At 66.9% G+C, this 21,547-nt stretch carries 16 protein-coding genes and 4 pseudogenes; 8 read left to right on the top strand and 12 right to left on the bottom strand.

What is annotated here, in order from left to right:
* The first annotated feature begins 46 nt into the window (after window positions 1–46).
* A complete protein-coding gene (locus tag OG456_RS03790) occupies window positions 47–2,464 on the top strand; it encodes a glycoside hydrolase family 95 protein (RefSeq protein ID WP_266557183.1) in 2,418 nt (805 codons plus the stop codon).
* A gap of 155 nt (window positions 2,465–2,619) precedes the next feature.
* On the opposite strand, the gene OG456_RS03785 is transcribed toward OG456_RS03790, so the two are convergent.
* A complete protein-coding gene (locus OG456_RS03785) occupies window positions 2,620–3,657 on the bottom strand; it encodes a LacI family DNA-binding transcriptional regulator (RefSeq protein ID WP_266557181.1) in 1,038 nt (345 codons plus the stop codon).
* Window positions 3,658–3,834: 177 nt separating this feature from the next.
* Here OG456_RS03785 and OG456_RS03780 point away from each other — a divergent pair, with 177 nt between their 5' ends.
* From OG456_RS03780 to OG456_RS03765, 4 genes are all read left to right on the top strand, one after another.
* The gene (locus tag OG456_RS03780) at window positions 3,835–5,133 is read left to right on the top strand and encodes an ABC transporter substrate-binding protein (protein WP_266557179.1); all 1,299 of its coding nucleotides are present in this window, start codon (window positions 3,835–3,837) and stop codon (window positions 5,131–5,133) included.
* Window positions 5,134–5,202: 69 nt separating this feature from the next.
* Window positions 5,203–6,147, top strand: a complete 945-nt coding sequence (locus OG456_RS03775) for a carbohydrate ABC transporter permease (RefSeq protein ID WP_266557177.1) — start codon at window positions 5,203–5,205, stop codon at window positions 6,145–6,147.
* Window positions 6,148–6,178: 31 nt separating this feature from the next.
* Window positions 6,179–7,084, top strand: coding sequence for a carbohydrate ABC transporter permease (locus OG456_RS03770; protein ID WP_266557172.1), 906 nt, complete (start codon window positions 6,179–6,181; stop codon window positions 7,082–7,084).
* An 85-nt stretch (window positions 7,085–7,169) separates the two neighbouring features.
* Complete coding sequence (locus OG456_RS03765; RefSeq protein ID WP_266557165.1) at window positions 7,170–8,807, top strand: beta-xylosidase; 1,638 nt, start codon at window positions 7,170–7,172, stop codon at window positions 8,805–8,807.
* 130 nt (window positions 8,808–8,937) lie between these two features.
* On the opposite strand, the pseudogene OG456_RS03760 reads toward OG456_RS03765, so the two are convergent.
* The 3 genes and pseudogenes from OG456_RS03760 to OG456_RS03750 form a co-directional block, all read right to left on the bottom strand.
* Window positions 8,938–9,090: pseudogene (locus tag OG456_RS03760) on the bottom strand (transposase); the annotation flags it as partial.
* Between the two features lie 248 nt (window positions 9,091–9,338).
* Complete coding sequence (locus OG456_RS03755) at window positions 9,339–11,024, bottom strand: ribonuclease J (RefSeq protein WP_266557163.1); 1,686 nt, start codon at window positions 11,022–11,024, stop codon at window positions 9,339–9,341.
* 309 nt (window positions 11,025–11,333) lie between these two features.
* The gene (locus tag OG456_RS03750) at window positions 11,334–12,311 is read right to left on the bottom strand and encodes a helix-turn-helix transcriptional regulator (protein ID WP_266557161.1); all 978 of its coding nucleotides are present in this window, start codon (window positions 12,309–12,311) and stop codon (window positions 11,334–11,336) included.
* A gap of 89 nt (window positions 12,312–12,400) precedes the next feature.
* Between OG456_RS03750 and OG456_RS03745 the strand changes: the two genes are divergently transcribed.
* Window positions 12,401–13,717 (top strand): MFS transporter, encoded by a 1,317-nt coding sequence (locus OG456_RS03745; protein WP_266557159.1) that lies wholly within the window; start codon window positions 12,401–12,403, stop codon window positions 13,715–13,717.
* A 66-nt stretch (window positions 13,718–13,783) separates the two neighbouring features.
* Here the strand turns inward: OG456_RS03745 and OG456_RS03740 are convergent.
* Window positions 13,784–13,903: pseudogene (locus tag OG456_RS03740) on the bottom strand (IS3 family transposase); the annotation flags it as partial.
* On the opposite strand from OG456_RS03740, the gene OG456_RS03735 reads away from it, so the two are divergent.
* On the top strand, window positions 13,860–14,264 hold the full coding sequence (locus tag OG456_RS03735) for a hypothetical protein (RefSeq protein WP_266569559.1): 405 nt from the start codon (window positions 13,860–13,862) through the stop codon (window positions 14,262–14,264). The pseudogene OG456_RS03740 and the gene OG456_RS03735 overlap by 44 nt on opposite strands.
* Before the next feature lie 70 nt (window positions 14,265–14,334).
* Here OG456_RS03735 and OG456_RS03730 read toward each other — a convergent pair whose 3' ends face one another.
* On the bottom strand, window positions 14,335–14,601 hold the full coding sequence (locus tag OG456_RS03730; protein ID WP_266557157.1) for a hypothetical protein: 267 nt from the start codon (window positions 14,599–14,601) through the stop codon (window positions 14,335–14,337).
* Window positions 14,602–14,651: 50 nt separating this feature from the next.
* Here OG456_RS03730 and OG456_RS03725 point away from each other — a divergent pair, with 50 nt between their 5' ends.
* A complete protein-coding gene (locus OG456_RS03725) occupies window positions 14,652–14,939 on the top strand; it encodes a tol-pal system YbgF family protein (protein WP_266557155.1) in 288 nt (95 codons plus the stop codon).
* 193 nt (window positions 14,940–15,132) lie between these two features.
* Here OG456_RS03725 and OG456_RS03720 read toward each other — a convergent pair.
* The 6 genes and pseudogenes from OG456_RS03720 to OG456_RS03695 form a co-directional block, all read right to left on the bottom strand.
* Window positions 15,133–15,434, bottom strand: a pseudogene (locus OG456_RS03720) (transposase); the annotation flags it as partial.
* A 17-nt stretch (window positions 15,435–15,451) separates the two neighbouring features.
* Window positions 15,452–15,786, bottom strand: a pseudogene (locus OG456_RS03715) (transposase); the annotation flags it as partial.
* Between the two features lie 186 nt (window positions 15,787–15,972).
* Entirely contained in the window at window positions 15,973–17,430 is a 1,458-nt protein-coding gene (locus tag OG456_RS03710) for a GH1 family beta-glucosidase (RefSeq protein WP_266557153.1), read from the bottom strand.
* Window positions 17,431–17,493: 63 nt separating this feature from the next.
* The gene (locus tag OG456_RS03705) at window positions 17,494–18,417 is read right to left on the bottom strand and encodes a carbohydrate ABC transporter permease (protein ID WP_266557151.1); all 924 of its coding nucleotides are present in this window, start codon (window positions 18,415–18,417) and stop codon (window positions 17,494–17,496) included.
* A 14-nt stretch (window positions 18,418–18,431) separates the two neighbouring features.
* A complete protein-coding gene (locus tag OG456_RS03700) occupies window positions 18,432–19,430 on the bottom strand; it encodes a carbohydrate ABC transporter permease (protein ID WP_266557149.1) in 999 nt (332 codons plus the stop codon).
* A gap of 418 nt (window positions 19,431–19,848) precedes the next feature.
* Window positions 19,849–21,171 carry an ABC transporter substrate-binding protein gene (locus tag OG456_RS03695; RefSeq protein ID WP_266557147.1) on the bottom strand — a complete coding sequence of 441 codons (1,323 nt, stop codon included), beginning with the start codon at window positions 21,169–21,171 and terminating at the stop codon, window positions 19,849–19,851.
* Between the last annotated feature and the right edge of the window lie 376 nt (window positions 21,172–21,547).

Raw genomic sequence — 21,547 nt, 5'->3', positions numbered from 1 at the left:
CACCCGAACGACCGACCCAACCCGCGATCGAAAGGCAGACATTCCCATGGAACGAAGAGACTTTCTCGTCGCCTCCGCAGCCACGTCCACCGCACTCGCCGTCGGCCTCCCGCCCGCTGTGGCGGCCGCGGCGCCGGGGACCTCATCAGAAGCGGAGGAGGCCACCGCCCCGGAGGCCTCCCGCCTCGCCCTGTGGTACGACAAGCCCGCCGGCCAGTGGCTGGAGGCGTTGCCGCTCGGCAACGGCCGCCTCGGCGCGATGGTGTTCGGCGGAGTGGACACCGAGCAGCTCCAACTCAATGAAGACACCCTGTGGGCGGGAGGCCCCTACGAACCCGCCAACCCTCAGGGTTTGGCAAACCTCCCCGAGATCCGCCGCCGGGTCTTCGCCGGCGAGTGGAACTCCGCCCAGGACCTGATCAACTCCACCTTCCTGGGCATCCCAGTCGGGGAGCTGATGTACCAGACAGTCGGCAACCTGCGCCTGACGTTTCCAGGCACAGGTGAAGACAGCTCCTACCGACGCGAGTTGGACCTGGACACAGCCGTGGCGACCACGACGTACGTCCGCGACGGAGTGGCATACCGTCGCGAGGCGTTCGCCGGCCATGCCGACCAGGTGATCGTGGTCCGGCTGACCGCGGATACCCCCGGTGCCCTGTCGTTCACCGCCGCCTTCGACAGTCCCCAGCAGGCTCAGACATCCTCCCCGGACCGGATCACCGCCGCGCTGGAGGGGACCGGGCAGACACGTGAGGGCGTCACCGGCCGGGTCCGCTTCCGCGCCCTGGTCCGTGCCCGCGCCGAAGGGGGCACCGTGCGCAGCGAAAACGGCACGCTCGCCGTGGACGGGGCCGACGCGGTGACCCTGCTGGTGTCCGTCGGCACCAGCTACAACGACTACCGGGACGCCTCCGGCGACCACCGCGCCCGCGCCGAGCGCCCACTGAACGCCGCCGCCGACACCCCGTACGGGCAGTTGCGCTCCCGGCACGTGCGCGACCACCGCGCACTCTTCCGCCGGGTCACGCTCGACCTCGGCACCACGGAGGCGGCGGAGGCATCGACCGATCGGCGAGTGGCCGCCTTCTCTCAGGCCGATGACCCGCAACTGGTGGCCCTGCACTACCAGTTCGGCCGCTATCTACTCATCTCCTCGTCCCGGCCCGGTACCCAGCCGACCAACCTGCAGGGCATCTGGAACGACGAGCTGTCCCCGCCCTGGGACTCCAAGTACACGATCAACATCAACACGGAGATGAACTACTGGCCCGCGCCCACCACCAACCTCCTGGAGTGCTGGGAGCCGATCTTCGCCCTGCTCGACGACCTCGCCCAGGCCGGACAGAAGACCGCCAGGGTGCAGTACGGAGCCGACGGCTGGGTCGCCCATCACAACACCGACGCCTGGCGCGGCACCGCGCCCGTGGACGGAGCCTTCTGGGGGATGTGGCCCACCGGTGGCGCCTGGCTGGCCACCTCCGTATGGGAGCACTACCGCTTCACCGGAGACAGCGCGGCCCTGCGTCGCCGACTGCCCGTGGTGGAAGGGGCGGTCCGCTTCTTCCTCGACTCGCTCGTCCAAGACCCCACCAGCGGGCATCTTGTGACCTGTCCGTCCGTCTCGCCCGAGAACGCCCACCACTCCGACGTGTCCGCATGTGCGGGCCCGACGATGGACAACCAGATCCTGCGCGACCTCTTCGACGGCTACCTCGCCGCCTGCGACGCGCTCGGCACCACCAGCCCGTACGCCGACCGGGTGCGCCAGGCCCGCGCCCAACTGCCGCCCATGAAGATCGGCGCACTGGGGCAGTTGCAGGAGTGGCAGCAGGACTGGGACGGGGGCGCGCCCGAACAGCAGCACCGCCACATCTCCCACCTGTACGGCCTGCATCCCAGCAACCAGATCACCAAGCGCAACACCCCGGAACTCTTCCAGGCCGCTCTGAAGACTCTGGAGATGCGTGAGGACGACGGCACCGGCTGGTCCCTCGCCTGGAAGATCAATTTTTGGGCGCGAGCGGAGGAAGGCGCCCGCTCCTACAAGCTCCTCACCGACCTGCTCACCCCCGACCACACTGCCCCGAACCTGTTCGACCTGCACCCGCCGTTCCAGATCGACGGCAACTTCGGCGCCACCGCGGGCGTGACCGAATGGCTGCTCCAGTCCCACACCGGTGAGGTCCACCTGCTTCCCGCCCTGCCGTCGCAGCTCCCCGAGGGCCGGGTCACCGGCCTCCTCGCCCGCGGCGGCCTCACCGTCAGCGTCTCCTGGCGCGACGGCGCGATGACCCACGCCCACCTGGCTGCGCGCCAGAGCGGCACCGTCCGACTGCGCACCGCCGCACCGGTCACCGTGCACTCAACGGGCGGCGCTGAGAGAGAAGTGAAGCGCCCCGAAAGCACCGTCGCCGTGTTCGAGACCAAGGCAGGGGGGGAGTATGTGATCACGCCGCTCTGACACCTCGCGGCGCCGCCCGCGTCGAGCCGTCCTGATGCACCAGGCCGGCATCGAGCCGGGCCCACAGGGCGGCGCCTCTTCAGGAGACCATGGACATGGCTTCCGGTCATGTGGTCACCACTACGCGGTGGATATCCGAGGTGGGGCGGAGCAGGTCAGGTGGCCGGGCCTGTGGAGTCACGGACGTTGAGGGTGGTCGCCAGCTGGAGGTGCCGGGAGGCGGGCTGGACGCCGTTCGCCATGCCGAGCGCGGTCTCGACGGCCATCCGGCCCATGCCGACGAGCGGCTGCCCGACGGACGTCAGCCGGGGGGTTGTCCATTGGGCTTGCGGCGTGTCGTCGAACCCGGTGACCGACAGATCCCCCGGGATGGTGATAGGGAGTTCATTGGCCGCAGCGAGCACCCCGACAGCGATTTCGTCGTTGCCCGCGACGATCGCGGTTGGCCGCTCGTCGAGCGCCAGCATGTCATGGGCGTGCTGAAGTCCCGCTTCGACGGAGAACGCGTCGTGGCGGATCATCGCGCCGTCCGGCGTGATGCCCGCCGAGTGCAGCGCGGCCTGGTACCCGTGGAAGCGCTCTGCCGAGGGAGTGGAACCCAGCGGACCGCCGATCCAGCCGATCCTGCGGTGGCCCAGCCCGATGACGTGCTCGGTTGCCGAGCGGCCACCCGCCCAGTTGGTGGAACCGATGCTGACGACACGTGAGTCGGTGGTGTCGATCGGGTCGATCGTCACCACCGGCAGCTCTGCATCCTCCGCGACGAGGAGCACCGAGTCGGGCACGGCGACGGCGAGGGCGATGATGCCGGCGACTTCGGACGCCAGCAGCTTCGCGATCCAGGCACGGGCCGCTGTACGGCTGGTGCCGATCCAATCTTCGGGCGGCCGGCGCAGGAGGAGCTCGGTCTGTGCAGCGCTCGCTGCCACGAGGATTCCCTGGAGCACCGTCCCGGCGTATGGAGACTCGACGATGTCGAGCACGGTGACGAGCGTCCGCTCCCGCTGCAGATCCCGTCGCGCCGTCGTCGGCTTGTAACCGAGCTCGGCGATGACGCTAAGGACAAGGTCGCGCGTGTTCGCCCCCACGTCGCTGCGGCCGTTGAGGACTTTCGAGGCGGTCGCCGGCGAGACGCCGGCCAGCCGGGCGACATCCGCGAGGGTGGCTCGTTCGGAATGAGAGCGCCGACTCATCGTGACTCCGTTCGTGTCCGAAACTTTTTCGAACCGAAGCTCACGTTACACATGTGCCGCCCCCGACGTCTATCTGCTCAAGTCCTTGACGCGAGCAGAGGGCGCCGACTACCGTCCCACGCGTCTTCGAAAGTAATGCGAAAAAGTTTCGAGCCATCTCAAAGAGGAGGGCGGCTCATGAGGCTCCGCAAGAAAGCAAGGCTCTTTTCCGCGGCACTCGCGCTGATGCTCGTACTGGGCGCTTGCTCGAGTGGGCCGGCAGAGAGCGGCAACAACCAGGTGAAGCTCACAGTCTGGAGTTGGGACGACACCGTCGCAAAGGCCGTGCCTGGTTTCGAGGCGGCGAACCCGAACATCAAGGTCAAGGTGGTCAACGCCGGCTCGTCATTCGACGAGTACACGGCACTCGACAATGCAATCCAGGCCGGTTCCGGCGTGCCGGACCTCGCGATGTTCGAGTACTTCGCGGTGCCCTACTTCGCCATTCCTGGCAAGCTCGACGATCTCGGGAAACTGGGCGCCGAGGATCTCAAGAAGGACTACGCCAAGGCCGCGTGGAATGATGTGACAGTCGGTGACAAGGTCTACGCGCTGCCTTCTGACTACGGTCCGTCGGTCATGTTCTACAACAAGACCACACTCAAAAAGGCCGGTGTGAAGAAACCTCCGGCTACGTGGAACGAGTACTACGAGGACGCCAAGAAGGTTCGCGCGCTCGGTGGCAACCACTACATCGCCCAGGACACCGGGGACCTCTTCTTCCTGCTCTCGCTCATCTGGCAGGCAGGCGGCCGCCCGTTCAAGGTGAACGGCACCAAGGTGCACATCGACTTCACGGAGCCTGGCACGACCAAGGCCGTGGCGTTCTGGCAGAAGATGCTCGACGAGGGCTTGCTCAACACCAAGGTCACGGCGTGGTCTGACGACTGGAACCGCACGCTCAACGACGGAACTCTTGCCTCCCAGATCATGGGCGGCTGGCTGACCTCGTCACTGCCCCAGCGTGCGCCCAAGGCCGCCGGTGACTTCAGAGTTGCGTTGATGCCGCAGTGGCAGCGGGGCGACGAGGTCGGAGCTGAGAACGGCGGAAGCGGCTTCGGTATCCCGGCCGCTGCCGGGCACAAGGACGCGGCGTTCAAGTTCCTCGAGTACTTCACGCACGGCGGCGGCCTCTCTTCCCGCGTCGACGCGGGCGCCTTCGTGCCGAACACCTCGGTATTGGCGAGCACGGACTCCCAGAACAAGGTCAACAAGTACTTCGGTGACCAGAAGGTCGGCCCCGTGCTGGCCCACGCCACGAAGATCGTCGCGAGCGGCTGGCAGTACCCGCCGTTCTTCGAATGGGCCCGATCGGCCTACGGCGACCTCGTATCGAAGTTCTACACCACAGGCAAGGGCTCTCTCACGGGAATCCTCGAAGAGTGGAAACAGCGCATGATCAAGTACGGCAACGAGCAGGGTTTCGAGGTGGACTAGCGGTTCCCCGTCAGGACTGCGTGAGGAAGCGAGCCCGGGCAAGGCAACGCACCGAAAGGAACACCGCGAATGGGCCACGCAGGCCGTCTCGACGTCACCGCTGTGATGTCGCCAGATACAACGCAACACCAGGCACCTGCCAAAAGGCGCGGGAAACAGATCGGACTGGCGTTCATCGCGCCCTTCGGGCTGTTGTTCATCCTCGTGTACATAGTGCCGATCGTCTACGCCGGCTACCTCAGCCTCTTCCAGGAGAAGCTCATCGGGGGCAACACGTTCAGCGGGCTCGCCAACTACACCAAGCTGTTCCAAGACGCGCAGTTCTGGCACGGGGTGAGCCGGGTCTTCTGGTTCACGCTCGTCCAGGTGCCGATCATGTTGCTCCTCGCCATGGCGCTGGCGCTGGCGTTGGACTCCAGGCGTCTGCACGGCGCCAAGTTCATGCGGGTGTCGATCTTCCTCCCCTATGCGGTGCCGGCGGTCGTGTCGACTCTCATGTGGGGATTCATGCTGGGCGTCAAATACGGCCTGTTCGGCAGCCTCAACAACACTTTGGGCACGGATCTCAACCCCTTCGCCCCCGGTACTACGCTCATCTCCATCGGGATGATGGTGACCTGGGCGTTCACCGGCTTCAACATGCTCATCTTCTACGCCGTGCTCAAGGCCGTCCCGCGTGAGTTGTACGAGGCTGCGGCCCTCGACGGGGCGAACGAATTCCAAGTGGTCCGCAGAATCAAGCTACCGGCACTGCGAAGCTCCCTGGTCATCGCGATCATCTTCTCGATCATCGGCACGTTCCAGATTTTCAGCGAGCCGCAGATCCTGCCGTCAATGGTGGCCAACAGCGGCATCACCACCGACTACACGCCCAACCTGTACGCGTACAACCTGGCTTTCGCCGGATCTCAGCAAGGCTATGCGGCAGCCCTCGCGCTCGTCATGGCTGCGATCACGATCGCGGTCGCCTACGCCGTCCAAATCAGAGGATTGAGGAATGCGTTCGAGGACTAGCACACGAGCTGCATCCGGGGAAGCCCACGTCGTGACCCCCGGCGCATCGATTCGTGATTCCCGCAACCGCCGTCGCCTCTACAGCGTGGACAACCCCAAGAAGAGCGTAACTCTCACTGTCATGACGGGGCTGTCTGCCCTGTACTGCCTGCTGCCGCTCGTGTGGCTGGTCATCAACGCAACCAAGTCACAGGCCGACTTCGTGTCCTCGTTCGGGCTCGCGCCCGGTCACAAGTTCGCCCTGTGGGACAACATCGTCGAGGTGTTCAGATACCAGAACGGGATTTTCACCCGGTGGCTGCTCAACACCGTCCTCTACGTCGTCGTGGGCGCGGCCGTGTCAACGTTTCTGGCGGCCCTCGGCGGATACGCCCTGGCGAAGCTCCACTTCAGCGGCAAGCGCGTTCTCCTTTTCGTCATCCTGGGATCGATCGCGGTGCCGGGCATCGCCCTGGCGATCCCACAGTTCTTGCTGTTCGCGCATCTCGGCCTCACCAACACCCCGTGGGCCGTTCTCATACCGAGTTTCATCAACCCCTTCGGGTTGTACCTGATGTGGGTGTTCACGGCCGAAGCCGTGCCGACGGACCTGCTCGATGCCGCAAAGGTCGACGGTGCCGGCGAATTCAGGACCTTCGTTCAGATTGCGCTCCCGATGCTCGCACCGGCGAGCGTGACGGTCCTGCTCTTCTCGTTCGTATCGATCTGGAACAACTACTTCCTTCCGTTGATCATGCTCAAGGATCCCAACTGGTATCCACTGACCATCGGACTCAATCAATGGAACAAGCTGGGATCGACCGCGGGGAACGGCGCTCTCATCCAGAATCTCGTGATCACAGCCGCGCTGCTGACAATCATTCCGCTGATCGTCGCGTTCCTCAGCCTGCAGCGGTATTGGCAGTCGGGCCTGTCGCTCGGCGCCGTCAAGGGCTGATGCCCCGGCGCTCAGACGGGCGCGGACGTCGACGCCGCGGCGAAGTCGGCCTCTTCCATGAACGACTCTGCGAAGAAATGAGACCATGACAAACGACGCCCTGAGCGAACCTCGGTTCCGGATCGACGGCGACCTGCGCGACGAGAGCGCGCTCCCGCACATCTGGGCGGAGTGCGTCGGCGCCGGACGAGCGAATGAGGCATTGCGCGCAGACTGGCAACAGCAGTTCGGCGAGGCTGTCGACGCCTGCGGATTCCGTTACATCCGCTTCCACGGCATCTTCCACGACGACATGTTCGTGTACCGGGAGAGCTATGGTCACGGGTTCGGCCCGAACACACCCCTCCCCTCCCCGGTGTACACCTTCAGCTACATCGACAAGGTGTTCGACTTCATCCTGGAGTCCGGCGCCCGCCCCTTCGTTGAGCTGGGGTTCATGCCACGCGAGTTGGCGACGGCACACGAGACGGTGTTCTGGTGGGGTGCTCACTGCAGCCCGCCCAAGGACATGGCGCGCTGGGTTGAGCTGGTGACGCGTTCGGTCGAACACTGGATCGACCGGTACGGTCTCGAGGAGGTGCGCGAATGGCGATTCGAGGTGTGGAACGAACCGAACCTGGTTCCGCATTTTTGGACGGGAACGAAGACGGAGTACTTCGAACTCTACGAACACACTGTGACGGCGATCAAGAAGATCGATCCCGAATTGAAGGTGGGCGGGCCCTCAACGAGCGTCTTCGTGCCCGACGACCGCTACAAGGGCGAAGTCGAGGACCGCTCGGCGATGCACGAGACGGCCGGCGCGTCCGACGTGGACGCTCTCGACTGGCGCCCGGTGTGGATCGAGGACTTCATCGACTGGTGCGCGAAGCGCAAACTCCCGGTCGACTTCCTCTCGACTCACCTGTACCCGACCGATTTCGCGTACGGCGCCGACGGCCAGGGGGTACACCTCGCCCGATACGTCGATGCGACCTTCGACGACCTGGTCCTCCTCCGCGATCTTGTGGCGAACAGCGCATATCCGGATGCGGAGATCCATATCACGGAGTGGTCGACCTCGCCGTCTGCCCGCGACTTCATCCATGACACGCTGTTCGCGGCGACGTCCATCACGCGGACGTACCTGAAATGTGCCACCCTCGCCGACTCGATCTCCTACTGGGCCTTCACGGACGTGTTCGAAGAAGGAGGAGCCGGGCTCGGACCGTTTCACGGCGGGTTCGGCCTGGTGAACGAGGCCGGCATTCACAAACCCACATTTCACGCGCTCACGATGCTCCAACGGCTGGGTGACCGACTACTCCTCGCGACGTCCGACGGCGTCGTGACCCGGGACAGCCAGACATCGGCTGTGTCAGCCCTGTTCTTCAACTACCCCGACGAGATGGCCATGAAGGCTGTCGGCTCGGCGAACTCGTATCCAGCGACGCGCGCGCTGGCCGAGATGGGGCCGAACCGAAGGATCCGCCACTCGATCGGTGGACTCAAGCCGGGGAGCACGTTCCTCGTCGAGATCATGGACTGGGAGCACGGGAACGTCGCCGAAGCTTGGCACCGGCTCGGATCGCCCCTCAACTTGTCCCGGGCAGACAGCGCTTACTTGCGCGCTGTCGCCGACTCACTCCGCCGTTTCACGCTGACTGTGCCCGAAAACGGCCTGCTCGAGATCGATGTCGACCTCTCGCCGTGGGCGGTGATGTCGGTGCGGCAGGCGGCGTGAGGTCCGCCCGCCGTTCGGCTTTCTCCGCGAACACCGCGAGGCCGCCGCACAGACGGCCTCGCGGTGTCACCTCACGCAGTTGCCTTCCCAAGCACCTCATCCTTGAAAGGAAACCGCATGCCCCACGCCCGCCTGGGTTCGGGAGGGCTTCGAGCCTGGCCAGGGCACTGGTGATCACGTTGGTCCAGGGCCAATGGTCTGTGAATCTGAGGTGTCGACGGCGGGCGGTCGTGACGAGCTGGGCGGCGGCGGAGAAGAGGCGGAGTCGAAGTCGGCGTGGCTCGCACGGACTCCAGCACCCGCTTGGTCAGCTGCTGCAGCAGCCCGCCCTCGCCCGGTCAGGCTCACCCTGCCGGCCCGGGCCCGCTCCATCAGCTCGCTCAGCAGGGCCTCGTCCACGGCCTCGGAGGCATCCGTGGTGACCTTGCCGGCCTCGGTGTCACTCGTCACGTCAGTCATCAACTGTCGCTCTCTGAACGGGAGTTACACCACCCACCGTACAGACCCGAACCGGGGACCGTGCTGCCGGGCTCAGGCGTCGATGATGACGGGGATGATGAGGGGCTTGCGGCGGTGGGTGCGGAACGCCCAGTTCGCCACAGCGCGGGCGAGGAGCTGTTCGAGTTGGCGCGCGTCCCCGACGCCTTCCTCAGCCGCGGTGGACAGGGTCTTCTCGATGACGGGGACGACCGGCTCGAAGGTGGTGTCGTCGTGGACGAAGCCGCGGGCCAGGAAGTCGGGGGCCTCGGCGAGGGCGCCGGTGTCTGCGTCGACGATCGCCACCACCGTGACCACGCCTTCGGCGGCGAGGGTGAGGCGGTCCTTGAGGGAAGCTTCGGTGGCGCCGCCGACTTCCATGCCGTCCACGTAGACGTTGCCGGCGGGGACCTTGCCGGTGATGGACGCGCGCCCGTCGACGAGGTCGACGACGACGCCGTCCTCGGCGATGACGACCCGGTCTGGGTCGACACCGGTACGGATGGCGAGGTCGCCGTTGGCCCGCAGGTGGCGCCATTCGCCGTGCACGGGCATGACATTGCGGGGTTTGACGATGTTGTAGCAGTAGACGAGTTCGCCGGCGCTGGCGTGCCCGGAGACGTGGACCTTGGCGTTGCCCTTGTGGACCACGTGGGCGCCCCACCGGGTAAGTCCGTTGATGACGCGGTAGATGGCGCTCTCGTTGCCGGGGATGAGGGAGCTGGCGAGCAGGACGGTGTCGTCCTTGCCGATGCGGATCTGGTGGTCGCGGTTGGCCATCCGTGACAGCGCGGCCATCGGTTCGCCCTGGGAGCCGGTGCACACCAGAGTGATCTTGTGGTCCGGGAGCTTCTCCAGCTCCTTCGTGCTCACGACCAGACCGGACGGGACCTTCAAATACCCCAGTTCACGGGCGATGCCCATGTTGCGGACCATCGACCGGCCGACGAAGGCGACCTTGCGGCCGTGCTGGTGGGCGGCGTCCAGGACCTGTTGGATGCGGTGCACATGGCTGGCGAAGCTGGAGACGATGACCCGGCGCGGCGCGGTGCGCATCACCTGCTCGATCGCCGGGTTCAGCTCACGCTCGGAGGTGGTGAAGCCGGGTACTTCGGCGTTGGTGGAGTCGGTGAGGAACAGGTCCACGCCCTCCTCGCCGAGGCGGGCGAAGGCGCGCAGATCGGTGATGCGGTCGTCGAGAGGGAACTGGTCCATCTTGAAGTCGCCGGTGTGCAGCACCATCCCGGCGCCGGTGCGGATCGCGACCGCGAGGCTGTCCGGGATGGAGTGGTTGACCGCAACGAACTCGCAGTCGAAGGGCCCGAAGCCGCGCCGGTCGCCCTCCTTCACCCGCACCGTGCGCGGCCGGATGCCGTGTTCCTTGAGCTTGGCCTCCAGGAATGCCAGCGTCAGCTTGGAGCCGACGACGGGAATGTCGGACCGCTCGCGCAGCAGGTACGGCACGCCGCCGATGTGGTCCTCGTGGCCGTGGGTGAGTACCACGGCCACGATGTCGTCCAGCCGGTCCCGGATCGAGGTGAAGTCCGGCAGGATTACGTCCACGCCGGGCTGGGTCTCCTCGGGAAACAGCACGCCGCAGTCGACGATGAGCAGCTTGTCGGCGTGCTCGAAGACGGTCATATTGCGGCCGATCTCACCTAGGCCGCCCAGGGCGATGACCCGCAGCCCTCCTTCGGGAAGCGGCGGGGCGGCTTTCAGCTCGGGGTGCGGATGACTCATACCTTGACGTTACCCGGAGAGTGGGACGGGGTGATCCACTGCCTGTGTGATCTCTTCTTCCCGACGGAGCGGGGCACCCGCAGCGGCTGCCGCGCGTCAATCGGATTATGCCGGCGGCCGGCACAGGGAGCGGTGAAGGCGGTACTACCTGTCGTGGGTAAACCGTTCGCCCGGTGTGCTGGAGAAGATCTCGTGCACCGTGTCGTGTCTTCCGGCGTTCGCTGCCTCCTGGTGGCCCCGGCACTGTGTCAAGACGCGGGTGCCGTCGGCGCTCATCACCGACCCCGACACCAGTGCTGATCTGAGCCCTCAGCCCGAACCGCCGGCCAGTGCCTCGCCGAGCGGGGTGCGCCGGTAGAGCACCGACCGTCCGGACCGGGCGCGGACGAGCAGACCCGCGCCTCGCAGGATGGCGAGGTGGTCTCCTACCGCGCCGGGTGCCATGGCGAGGCTTCGGGCGAGGTGGCTGGTACTGGCCGGGGCGTCCAGCGCCACCAGCAGCCGGGCTCGGGCCCGGCCGACCAGAGCGGTCAGCGCATCCGGTTGGGGGACAGTCTCCTGTTTGCCCCACAGGGCGGCGGTACCGCGGGCGGGATAGACCAAGGTCCTGGGCCAGGGGTCTTCCAGGTGGGCGGCGATATTCCCGACGAAGACCGAAGGGATCAGCAGTAGCCCGTCGCCGGTGAGGCGGACTGTTCCGCCTCGGAAGAAGCCGAGCTCGATACCGCCGGCGCGCCAGGCGATGCTCGGGTGCAGGCTCTCGATGGTCGTGGCCCATCCGTGTTCGCCGATCACACCCACCCGGTGCACGACATCGCGCTCACAGATCGCGCGTAGTTGCGGCCAGTCCGTGGCGAGCAGCTCGTGCCACGCCTGGTCCATCGCCTCGGCGATCCTGGAGACGGCGTCCGTCGAGTCCAGCACTGCGCGTACGCGGGGATCACGGGCCAACGGGCCGGTCGCGGTGGTGGCGAATTCGCGGCGGGCCGCGTCCAGCGGTGTGGCCCGGATCATGGCCAGGTCGTCTGCCCAGGTCTGATTGAGGCCGCGCGGGGGCGGGGCGACGAAGTTCGGTCCGGATTGCGGGTTGTGCAGGGCGAGGGCGGCGTTCAGTTCGGTATCGCGGCGAAGCCGTTCAAAGGCCGGCAGGAGCCGGGTGGCCCAGGCTCGCGGCAGCGGCCGGTCTTGGCCGGCGAGCGAGCGCAGCAGTGAGCAGAGGTCCATCGCGGGCGACAGTGCGAAGCGGCTGCGCAGCAGGTCCTCGACGGAGACTTCGAAGCGCAGCACCGTGCCATGCTACCGCGGGACGTCTGTTTGGATTCGTCCAACGACGAATCATTGGTGTGTGGCGTGGGCGCACGGCGAGGCTGCGCGTCATGACCCCAACCGCCGAACCCGCGCAGGGCAACCACCGTGCCACCTACCGGGAGGTGCTGGCCGAGCCGCGATTCCGGCTGCTCTTCTCGACCCGCACCGTCGCGATCACTGCGGACTCGCTGCGGATCACCACGTTCTCGGTTCTGGTCTTCGCGGCCACCAGCTCCGCGCTGTTGAGCGCGCTGGCCTTCGGCATCGGCTTTCTCCCGCAGTTGTTCGGCTCGCTGCTCCTGGGCTCACTGGCCGACCGACTGCCGCCCCGCGCGCTCATCGCCGGCGGTTACGCCTTGGAGTGCGCCGCCGCCCTGCTGCTCGCCCTGGTGAGGATGCCGATTGCGGCAAGCCTTGGTGTGGTGGCGCTGGTCGCCCTCGCCACACCGGTGTTCAGCGGCGCGTCGAGTCGGCTGGTCGCGCAGTGGCTGGAGGGCGACGCCTATGTACTGGGCCGTTCACTGAACAACATCGCTGCCTCCGGCGCGCAATTGTTCGGTCTGGCGCTGGGAGGTGCGGCCGTCGCGATACTCGGCCCGCGCCGGGCGCTCGCGGTAAGCGCCGCCCTCTACCTCGGCTGCGCGCTCGCTATCCGCATCCGGCTACCCCGGCTGCAGCCGGGAGAGTTCGGCGGCACACCCGGCAGCGCTCGGGGTGATGGCGGGGCCGTCCGGACAAGCCTGCTCGGTGCCGGCCAGCTGCTGCGCGGACACACGGTGCGACGACTGATGCTGGCCCAGTGGCTACCGTCCGCGTTCGTAGCGGGCGCGGAAGGCCTGATCGTCGCCTACGCGGGAGGACGCCACTTCGCGCCCGGCTGGTACGCGGTGCTGATGGGCTGTCTGCCGGTCGGCATGCTTGTCGGTGACCTGTTGGTGGGTCGACTGCTACGGCCACCCACCCGGGAGCGACTGGTAGTCCCGTTGATTGCGCTGATGGGACTGCCGCTGGTCGGCTTCGCTGCCGAGCCCGGAGTGGGCGTCTCGTCCTGTCTGCTGCTGCTCTGCGGCTTCGGATTCGCCTACGGTCTCGGCCTGCAACGGCCGTTCCTGGACGCCCTGCCCCAGGATGGCCAGGGCCAGGCCTTCGGTCTGCTCGGCTCCGGCAGCATGACGCTGCAGGGCGTCGGGCCGGCCTGCTTCGGCTCGGTGGCCGCAGGCATCGGAACAGGCGGCGCGATCGCCCTGGCAGGCGGCGCGGTGGCGCTTACCGCCGGCTGGATTCTCACCTGGCACACGCCCACCTCCCCGGCCCCCGTCCCGAACTACTCAACGGGACCAGAGAACGGCACCGAACAGCATGCGTGTAGTTCTCCTGCGCAGTAACCGTCGCAGGTCGGGTCTGAGCTTGTTCCGCTTTGACGGACACCCTCGGTGTGGTGGTCGGGCTGCGAGGGCGGTCTCATAGTCGGCGGGGCTGCGGTAGCCGAGGCTGCTGTGCAGTCGGCGCAAGTTGTACCAGCCCTCGATGAAGTCGAAGATCGCGGTGCGGGCAGAGGACCGGCTGGGCCAGGTGGCGGTGCAGATCGGTACGGAGAAGGGAAGTGGGATGGGGCGTAAGGCGTGGTTATCCATAGCAGCAGCCTTCCTGCTGGGTGTGGGAACCGCAGTGATGGTGTCCGAGCTGGTCGAACCGTCGGGCGTGACGGTCAGCAGCAGACCGCCGGCCGATGAGATCCCTCGCACGCGGCAGGCTCTGGTCGCGAAGTGGGAGAAGTCGCTGGCCGATGCTGGCCTGAAGCTTCCCGAGGGCTGGGAGAAGATGTCGACGGACCAGATCCGGACCGAGTGCATGAGCCAGGAACTGGCCAACGCGGGCCCGCCGCCTACGGGCGCCGCGCTCGACCCCGACTTCGGCGGCCCGGGCGACTGAGTGACGTCAAAGAGGCGGGCATCAGCCCGAGTTCGGCTGGTGGCCGCTTTCTGCTGTCGTGCGCGTGCTGCTAGCTGAGCGTGCCGATCCGGTTGATCACGTCGATCGCGTTGTCGGCGTGCACCGAGCTGTACAGGACCGGTTCGACGATGTTGCCCGCTCCGTCGTCGATACCGTGCGAGTTGGCGCCGGCGATCTGACCCTCCGGGGTGGACATCGGGCCGCCCGAGGCGCCGTGGCCCATGTCGCAGTCGAACTTCAGCCGGTCGTCCATGGGGAAGAACGGGGTGGCGTCCTCCGCGTTGCCCGTGCAGTAGAACTGCGTGTAGCCGTCCACGTCGGTGCGCTGGTAGCCGTCACCGGGGAAGCCGGAGTCGATGATCCGACATGACCCGCGCCCACACGACCTACGCCCTCGGCCTCGACCACGCCGTCCTGGGCGGGTGGAGCGAGGCAGCCGGTCATCACCGCGACGCGGTGGGCCAGTTCCGGCGCATCGGCATGCCCCACATGCAGGGAAGCGCGCTTCTGGGACTGGGGGAGGCCCTGACCGAACTGGGAGAAGGCGTGGAAGCCCGCACCTGCCTCCGTCAGGTCCTCGATCTCGGCGACGCGGTCGACAGGGCAGTCCTGACAGGCGCGCGGAAGCTCCTGGGCTCGCTCCCCGCCGAGTGAGGGCCGCCGCTGCGCCCTGACCGCGGGCGACTTTCCGGCGGCTCCCCTCGGGGAGCTGCCGGAAAGGTGAACCAGGGGCGGGGGAGTCCGGTGAGCTCCTCCAGGGGCGCCCGCCAGGGTGATGCGGTGGCCAGACTCCGTTGCCGCACGTCGGGCATGTACTGGTCCCAGAACCGGTGCATGGTGTCGCGACCTAGTCTTCTGAGTCAGGAATCCGGTTCAGATAGCTGGCGAGGCGTTCGAGGATTTCGTCTGCGGTCTTCGTTCAGACGTAGGGCTTGGGATCGGTGTTCAGGCGGCGATCCAGTCGCGGATGTCTTTCTCCAGGGCGTGGACGGACCTGTGGACACCTCGCCGTATCTGCTTGTTGGTCAGTTCAGCGAACCACCGCTCGACGAGGTTCAGCCAGGACGAGCCGGTTGGTGTGAAGTGCAGGTGGAACCGGGGGTGGGCCAGCAGCCATTGCTTGAAGGCGGGTGTCTGGTGGGTGGCGTAGAAGCCCCTGTGTTTCGTCAAGCCGCGAAAGAGGCTAGACGGCGGTAGAGCTCGCGGGCGACGTACCGCTTGAGGCATCGGATGATCTCGCGCTTGGACATGCCCTCGGTAGTGCGTCGCTGCAGGTACTTCTGGGTGCGCTCGTCCCAGCGTATGCGGGTCATCACGATGCGGTAGAGGGCAGCGTTCGCTTGGCGGTTGCCCCGCGGTTCAGGCGTCGTCGGTGTGTCTTGCCGGAGGACTGCTCGACCGGGCTGACACCACACAGGGCGGCGAAGGCTGCCTCGTCAGTAGTGCGGTCAGGGTTGTCACCTGCGGCGATGAGGAGGACTGCGGCACTGTCGGGCCCGACACCGATCAGGTCCGGCATCTGAGGCCGGCAGGAGCGGACAGCCCTGGTGGTGCGCCGGGTTGGTTCTTTGACCTCGTCGGACAGGTGCTGGACTCTGCGGGCGATCGGCACCGTTCTTTCCGGAGCACGGCGGCCGCAGGGGCGCCGCCAATGTCACAGCGGCGCCCTGGGACGGATGATCAGGTGCTACTCCTGACCAGTGGCGTCCGGCAGCGCGTTGCTGCGGATCACGTCCCCGTACCAGTAGGCGCTTGCCTTGGGAATGCGGCGTTGGGTCGAGTAGTCGACGTAGACGGTGCCGAAACGCTTCGAGTAGCCGTAGGACCATTCGAAGTTGTCCAGCAGGGACCACAGGAAGTAGCCCCGGACGTCCGCACCGTCGGTGATGGCCCGGCGTACCGCGTCCAGATGGGCGTGGAGGTAGGCGATCCGCTGCGGGTCCTGCACCGTGCCCTCGGGCGAGATGTAGTCGTCGAAGGCAGCGCCGTTTTCGGTGACCATCAGCGGCAGCCGCGGGTGCGACGCCGCCAGGTCGGTCAGCAGGGTGTGCAGCCCGCTGGGGTCGATGGCCCAGTTCATGGCCGTGAGCTCGTCGTTGGCGAGGTGGAAGGCGACATGATCGGAGCCGGTCCACGGGGAGTGGTCGCTCGCGCCGTGGCCGTCGTTCTTGGTGGCGTCGTCGCCGTCGGCGGCCAGGGAGACCACGGTCGGCGAGTAGTAATTGACGCCCAGCACATCGATCGGCCGGGAGATTTCGGCCAGGTCGCCGTCCTGTATCAACTGTCCCCAGTCGACGATGCGTGCGGTGTCTTCGATGAGGTCGGCGGGGTAGGCGCCGTCGAGGATGGGGCCGGTGAAGATCCTGTTGCCGACCGCGTCGATGCGGCGTGCGGCCTCGGCGTCGTCGGCACTGTCGGTCAGCGGGCGCACCTGGTGCAGGTTGAGGGTGATGGAGGTCTGCGCGGACGCCGGCAGCACCGAGCGAAGCGCGCCGATCGCCTGGCCGTGGGCGAGATTGAGATGGTGGGCGGCGCGCAAGGTGGCGGTGGGCTCGGTGCGGCCCGGCGCGTGCACGCCGGAGCCGTAGCCCAGGAACGCCGAGCACCACGGCTCGTTGAGGGTGGTCCACATGCCGACGCGGTCCCCGAGGGCTCGGGCCATGATGTCGGCGTATTCGGCGAAGCGGTGCGCGGTGTCGCGGTGCGGCCAGCCGCCCGCGTCCTCCAGTTCCTGGGGCAGATCCCAGTGGTACAGGGTGGCGACGGGAGTGATGCCCGCCTCCAGGAGTTCATCGGTGAGCCGGCGGTAGAAGTCCAGGCCCCGCTCGACTGCGGGACCGCGGCCAGTGGGCTGCACCCGGGACCAGGAGATGGAGAAGCGGTACGCCTTGAGGCCAAGGTCCTTCATCAGTGCCACATCGTCGCGGTACAGATGGTAGTGGTCGGCGGCGATGTCACCGGTGTCGCCGTTGCGGACCTTTCCGGGAGTGTGGCTGAAGGTGTCCCAGATGGAGGGGGTGCGGCCGTCCGCGGTCGCGGCGCCCTCCACCTGGTATGCGGCGGTGGCCGCGCCCCAGACGAAGCCGGGCGGGAAGGAGGTGTCCGAGGCCGACTCGGCAGTGGTCTCGGGTAGTACGGCGGTCATGGTGAGAACGCTCCCAAAGTGGCGTGTGGAAAGGCCGGGTGGTGGTCCGGCGGTGGACTGTGGTCAGCCCTTGACGGCGCCCGACATGATGCCGCCGACGATCTGCTTGCCGAAGATCACGAAGACGAGCAGCAGCGGCAGCGTGCTGATCAGTGCTCCGGCCATGACGATGCTCTGGTCGGGGGTGTAAGAGGCGCTGAGCTGACCGAGCGCCACCTGGATGGTGGGGTTTTCCTGGTTGAGGGCGAGGAAGGGCCAGAAGAAGTCGTTCCACGCCTGCACGAAGGTGAGCATGCCGAGCACCATCATCGCGGGCCGGGCCACGGGCAGGACGACGCTCCACACGATGCGGATGTTGCTCGCCCCGTCCACCTTGGCAGCCTCGATGAGCTCGTAGGGCAGGGCCTCCAGAAGGTACTGGCGCATGAAGAAGACACCGAAGGCGCCGACTAGGGTCGGGAAGATCACCGACTCCAGTTTTCCGCCCCATCCGATGTCCGACATCATCATGAAGAGCGGTACCACGCTGAGTTGCGGAGGAATGGTCAGCGTGGCGATGACGGCGGTCATCAGGGCGCCGCGCCCCCTGAAGCGCATCTTGGCGAAGGCGTAGCCGGCGAGGGTGCAGAAGAACAGCGTCGCCGCGGTGATGCAACTGGCGACGATGAGGGTGTTGACGATCGCCGTGCCCAAGTGGGCCTGTTCCCAGGCCGACTGGAGGTTGCTCCATAGACGGCTGCCCGGCACGAGCGGCGGCGGGCTGTCGAGGACCCGCTGCTGGTCATGCGATGCGGCAACCAGGGTCCAGTACAGCGGAAGGACCGACCCCAGGCCGACGACGATCAGCGCGACATAGGTGAACGGGCCACCCTTGAGCTGCTGGCCAGCGCCGAGCTTGAAGCGGCCGCCGTGGCCTTTGCCCTCGGAGGCGGGCAACGCTCCCCGGTCGAGGGCCGGTGCGGTGGTGGTGGGACTGGTCGTGGTCATCGATGTCGCTCCCGTCAGGCCGCGTTCTTGTGCACGAACCGGCCGACGATCCAGTTGATCAAGGCGATGAGAAGCAGAAGGACGAGCATCGCCCAGGCCACGGCCGCGGCCGGACCCAGATGACCCAGCTTCCAGCCGTAGTTGAAGAGATAGATGCTGAGGGTCTCGTACTGGTGCTCGCTGCCGCCGATGGAGCCCAGCGTGCCGCCCTGCAGCAGCAGCGGCTCACCGAACAGCTGCATGGAGCCGATGGTCGAGATGACAATGGTGAACAGGATCGTCGGCCGCAGCGAGGGAATGGTCACCTTGCGGAACTGCTGCCAGCGCGTCGCGCCGTCGAGCGAGGCCGCCTCGTACAGGTCGGTCGGCACGGCCTGCATGGCCGCCAGATAGATCAGGGTGTTGTAGCCGGTCCAGCGCCAGATCACCATGACCGAGATGGCGATCTTGGATGTCCACTCACCGTTGCCCCAGTCGGTGTTGCCGCCGCCGACAAAGTGCAGCACCCAGTTGAGCAGACCTCCGTCGGCACGGAAGACCAGAGCGAAGACCAGGGACGCGGTCGCCACCGACGTGGCGTACGGCGTCAGGATCAGCGTTCGCCAGAACGTGCTGGCACGCAGCTTGTAGTTGAGCAGATGGGCCAGGCCGAGCGCCACCAGCAGCTGCGGAACGGTCGAGATGACGCCGATCACAAAGGTGTTCGTGACGGCGGTCCAGAACTCGGAGTCCTGGAGGATCGTGGCGAAGTTCTCCCAGCCGACCCACTGGGACTGGTCGAGGCTCGTCATCTCCACCCGGTGCAGAGCGATCCAGCCGGTGTAGAGCAGCGGGTAGAGCCCGAAGGCGCCGAAGATGAGGAAGAAGGGGGCGATGTACGCGTACGGCGACGCCAGGTCGTCGAAGCGCCACAGCCGGGAACGCCACGTCCGTCGGCTGAGTCCGTTCGAAGCGGCGCCGGAGCCGCCGGGTGGCGAGGCGTGGGCACCCGGTGCGGGGGCTGTTGTTGCCACGGAGGGAGTCCTTTGGGGGTTGCGGCCGAGTGGGCGGCCGGAGGCGAATCCATGGGCCGAGCGCCGGTCCTGGCGGTCCTCATGCGGAGCGGTACGGGACCGAGCGGCCCCGCGTCCCGGCTTGAAGTCCGTGTGAGGCAGGGCCAGGCCGTCGGTGCCGGGCCCTGCCGGTCTGGCGCCGGACCCCACACCGGCGGTTCGGGTCCGGTCCGCTTGGCGGCGCCGGATGAGTGTCATAGAGCAACGCCGGGGCCCGCGGTGAGGCGGAACACGCTGCGGCACCTGGTGCTGTCCCGCGCGTGCCGGGCACTCGGTCGGCTGCGGACGGCTCCTGCGTCGCGGCCGGCCGGATGCACCGAACAGGCCCGGACCCCGGCGCCGGTGCGGGCGGCGCCGGGGGCACCCGCACCGGCGGGCGTCAGCCGATCGCCTTGTCAATCGTCTGGGTGGCGGCCTTCCACGCGTCAGCGGGCTTGGTCCCTCGCTGCTCCATGTTGTTGATCTGCGTGGAGATGGAGTCCTTGATCACGCCGTCCTTCGGGCCGAGCACCGCCTCGGGGATCGTCTTGGCCTCCTCGGCGTAGATCTGGCCGATGGGGGCGTTGTTGAAGTACGGGAGCTTCGCGTCCTTCACATCGGCGAGCTGGTAGGCCTTCTGGTTGGAGGGGAAGACACCGATCGCCTTGAAGACGGCGGCCTGCTGCTCGGGGGCGGTCAGCCACTTCACCAGGTCGGTGGCCTCCTTGACGTGATTGCCGCTCTTGGGAACGGTCAGGAAGGAGCCACCCCAGTTGGCTGCCGTCGAACCGGGCGCACGGGATATGTCCCACTTGCCCTTGTAGGCGGCACCCGAGTTGGTGGAGATCTGGCCGGCCATCCAGGCGGGGCACGCCACGGTGGCCACCGTGCCCTTGCGCAGCGCCGCCGTCCAGGGGTCGGTGAACTGCGGCAGACCGTGGCTCAGCTTCTTCGCCGCGGCCTCGGCAGCCAGGTCCCACCCCTGCTTCACCGCGGAGCTGTCCTTGTAGACCGGCTTGCCCTCGGCGTCGTAGTACTGCTTCGAGTCGGAACTGACGACCGCGTTGTACATGGCGCTGGCGGAGTCCATGAAGTAGGTACCGGAGGGCGCCTTCTTCTTGTACTGCTCACCGAGCTTGAGGTAGTCCTCCCAGCCGCCCGCAACGGCCTTGGCGACAGCTTCCCGGTCGGTCGGCAGGCCGGCCTTCTCGAAGAGGTCCTTGCGGTAGCACAGCGACATCGGGCCGATGTCAGTACCGGCGCCGATGACCGTGCCGTCCTTGGCGGTGGCCTGCTTCTCCTTCCAGGACACCCAGTCGCCGACGTTGATCGACTTGCTCAGGTCGGCGAACTTACCCGCCTGGGTGTCCACGGCCTCCTTGATGCGGCCGACCTCGAGACCCGTCACGTCCGCCAGGCCGCTGCCCGTGTTCAATTGCTGAAGCAGCTTCGTGTAGTAGTCCTGCTCGTTGGCAGTGACTTCTTCCTTCACCGTGATGTTCGGGTGCAGCTGGTGGTACTTGGCGAACAGGCCGGCTTCCCGGTAACCGAACTGACCGTAGTCGGCCACCTTGAGAGTGATCTTCCCGTCGGAGCTCGAGGCGTCCGAGTCGCCGTTGCCGCTGCCGCAGCCCGTGAGCAGCAGGGCTGAAGCTGCCAGGACCGTGGTGGTCAGGGCCGCCGCTCTGCGGCCGCGACCGCCGCCGGTGCCAGTGATGCGCATTGCACTACTCCTTGTCCCAGTGGGGAACGGGGCCCCCGGAATCGGACCGCCCAGGATCGACGGTGCGGACCTGCCCTCTCGGTTCCAGCAGCGGCCAGCCCACAGCACCCGGCATGCAGGGCGAAGATGCTGGTCAACGGGTGCGCTACGCGAGGTAAGAGGGAAAGGCCGTCGGTGCTTTCGGTCCGCACGAGGGAGTCCCGACCAACCGTGGGACCGCTCCCACGCGGCTCGCCAGAAGACTTCCTTCCGGGTGACCCGGTGTCAAGAGTTGAAAACAGGGTCGTTACTTGAGGGTGCCCCTCGCGTCACATGAACGTGCACCACGAAGTCGGGTCACCTACCGGACGCCTGCTAGCCTCATGAAGGATTCACG

Source organism: Streptomyces sp. NBC_01446 (genome assembly GCF_026340095.1).
Lineage (GTDB): Bacteria > Actinomycetota > Actinomycetes > Streptomycetales > Streptomycetaceae > Streptomyces > Streptomyces aureus.
This window is presented reverse-complemented; position numbering and strand designations above follow the sequence as displayed.

Bases quoted from the DNA above. Each gene is read 5' to 3' on its own strand.
- OG456_RS03790 (WP_266557183.1), top strand. From the start codon at position 47: ATGGAACGAAGAGACTTTCTCGTCGCCTCCGCAGCCACGTCCACCGCA.
- OG456_RS03785 (WP_266557181.1), bottom strand. From the start codon at position 3,657: ATGAGTCGGCGCTCTCATTCCGAACGAGCCACCCTCGCGGATGTCGCC.
- OG456_RS03780 (WP_266557179.1), top strand. From the start codon at position 3,835: ATGAGGCTCCGCAAGAAAGCAAGGCTCTTTTCCGCGGCACTCGCGCTG.
- OG456_RS03775 (WP_266557177.1), top strand. From the start codon at position 5,203: ATGGGCCACGCAGGCCGTCTCGACGTCACCGCTGTGATGTCGCCAGAT.
- OG456_RS03765 (WP_266557165.1), top strand. From the start codon at position 7,170: ATGACAAACGACGCCCTGAGCGAACCTCGGTTCCGGATCGACGGCGAC.
- OG456_RS03755 (WP_266557163.1), bottom strand. From the start codon at position 11,024: ATGAGTCATCCGCACCCCGAGCTGAAAGCCGCCCCGCCGCTTCCCGAA.
- OG456_RS03745 (WP_266557159.1), top strand. From the start codon at position 12,401: ATGACCCCAACCGCCGAACCCGCGCAGGGCAACCACCGTGCCACCTAC.
- OG456_RS03735 (WP_266569559.1), top strand. From the start codon at position 13,860: ATGAAGTCGAAGATCGCGGTGCGGGCAGAGGACCGGCTGGGCCAGGTG.
- OG456_RS03725 (WP_266557155.1), top strand. From the start codon at position 14,652: ATGACCCGCGCCCACACGACCTACGCCCTCGGCCTCGACCACGCCGTC.
- OG456_RS03710 (WP_266557153.1), bottom strand. From the start codon at position 17,430: ATGACCGCCGTACTACCCGAGACCACTGCCGAGTCGGCCTCGGACACC.
- OG456_RS03705 (WP_266557151.1), bottom strand. From the start codon at position 18,417: ATGACCACGACCAGTCCCACCACCACCGCACCGGCCCTCGACCGGGGA.
- OG456_RS03695 (WP_266557147.1), bottom strand. From the start codon at position 21,171: ATGCGCATCACTGGCACCGGCGGCGGTCGCGGCCGCAGAGCGGCGGCC.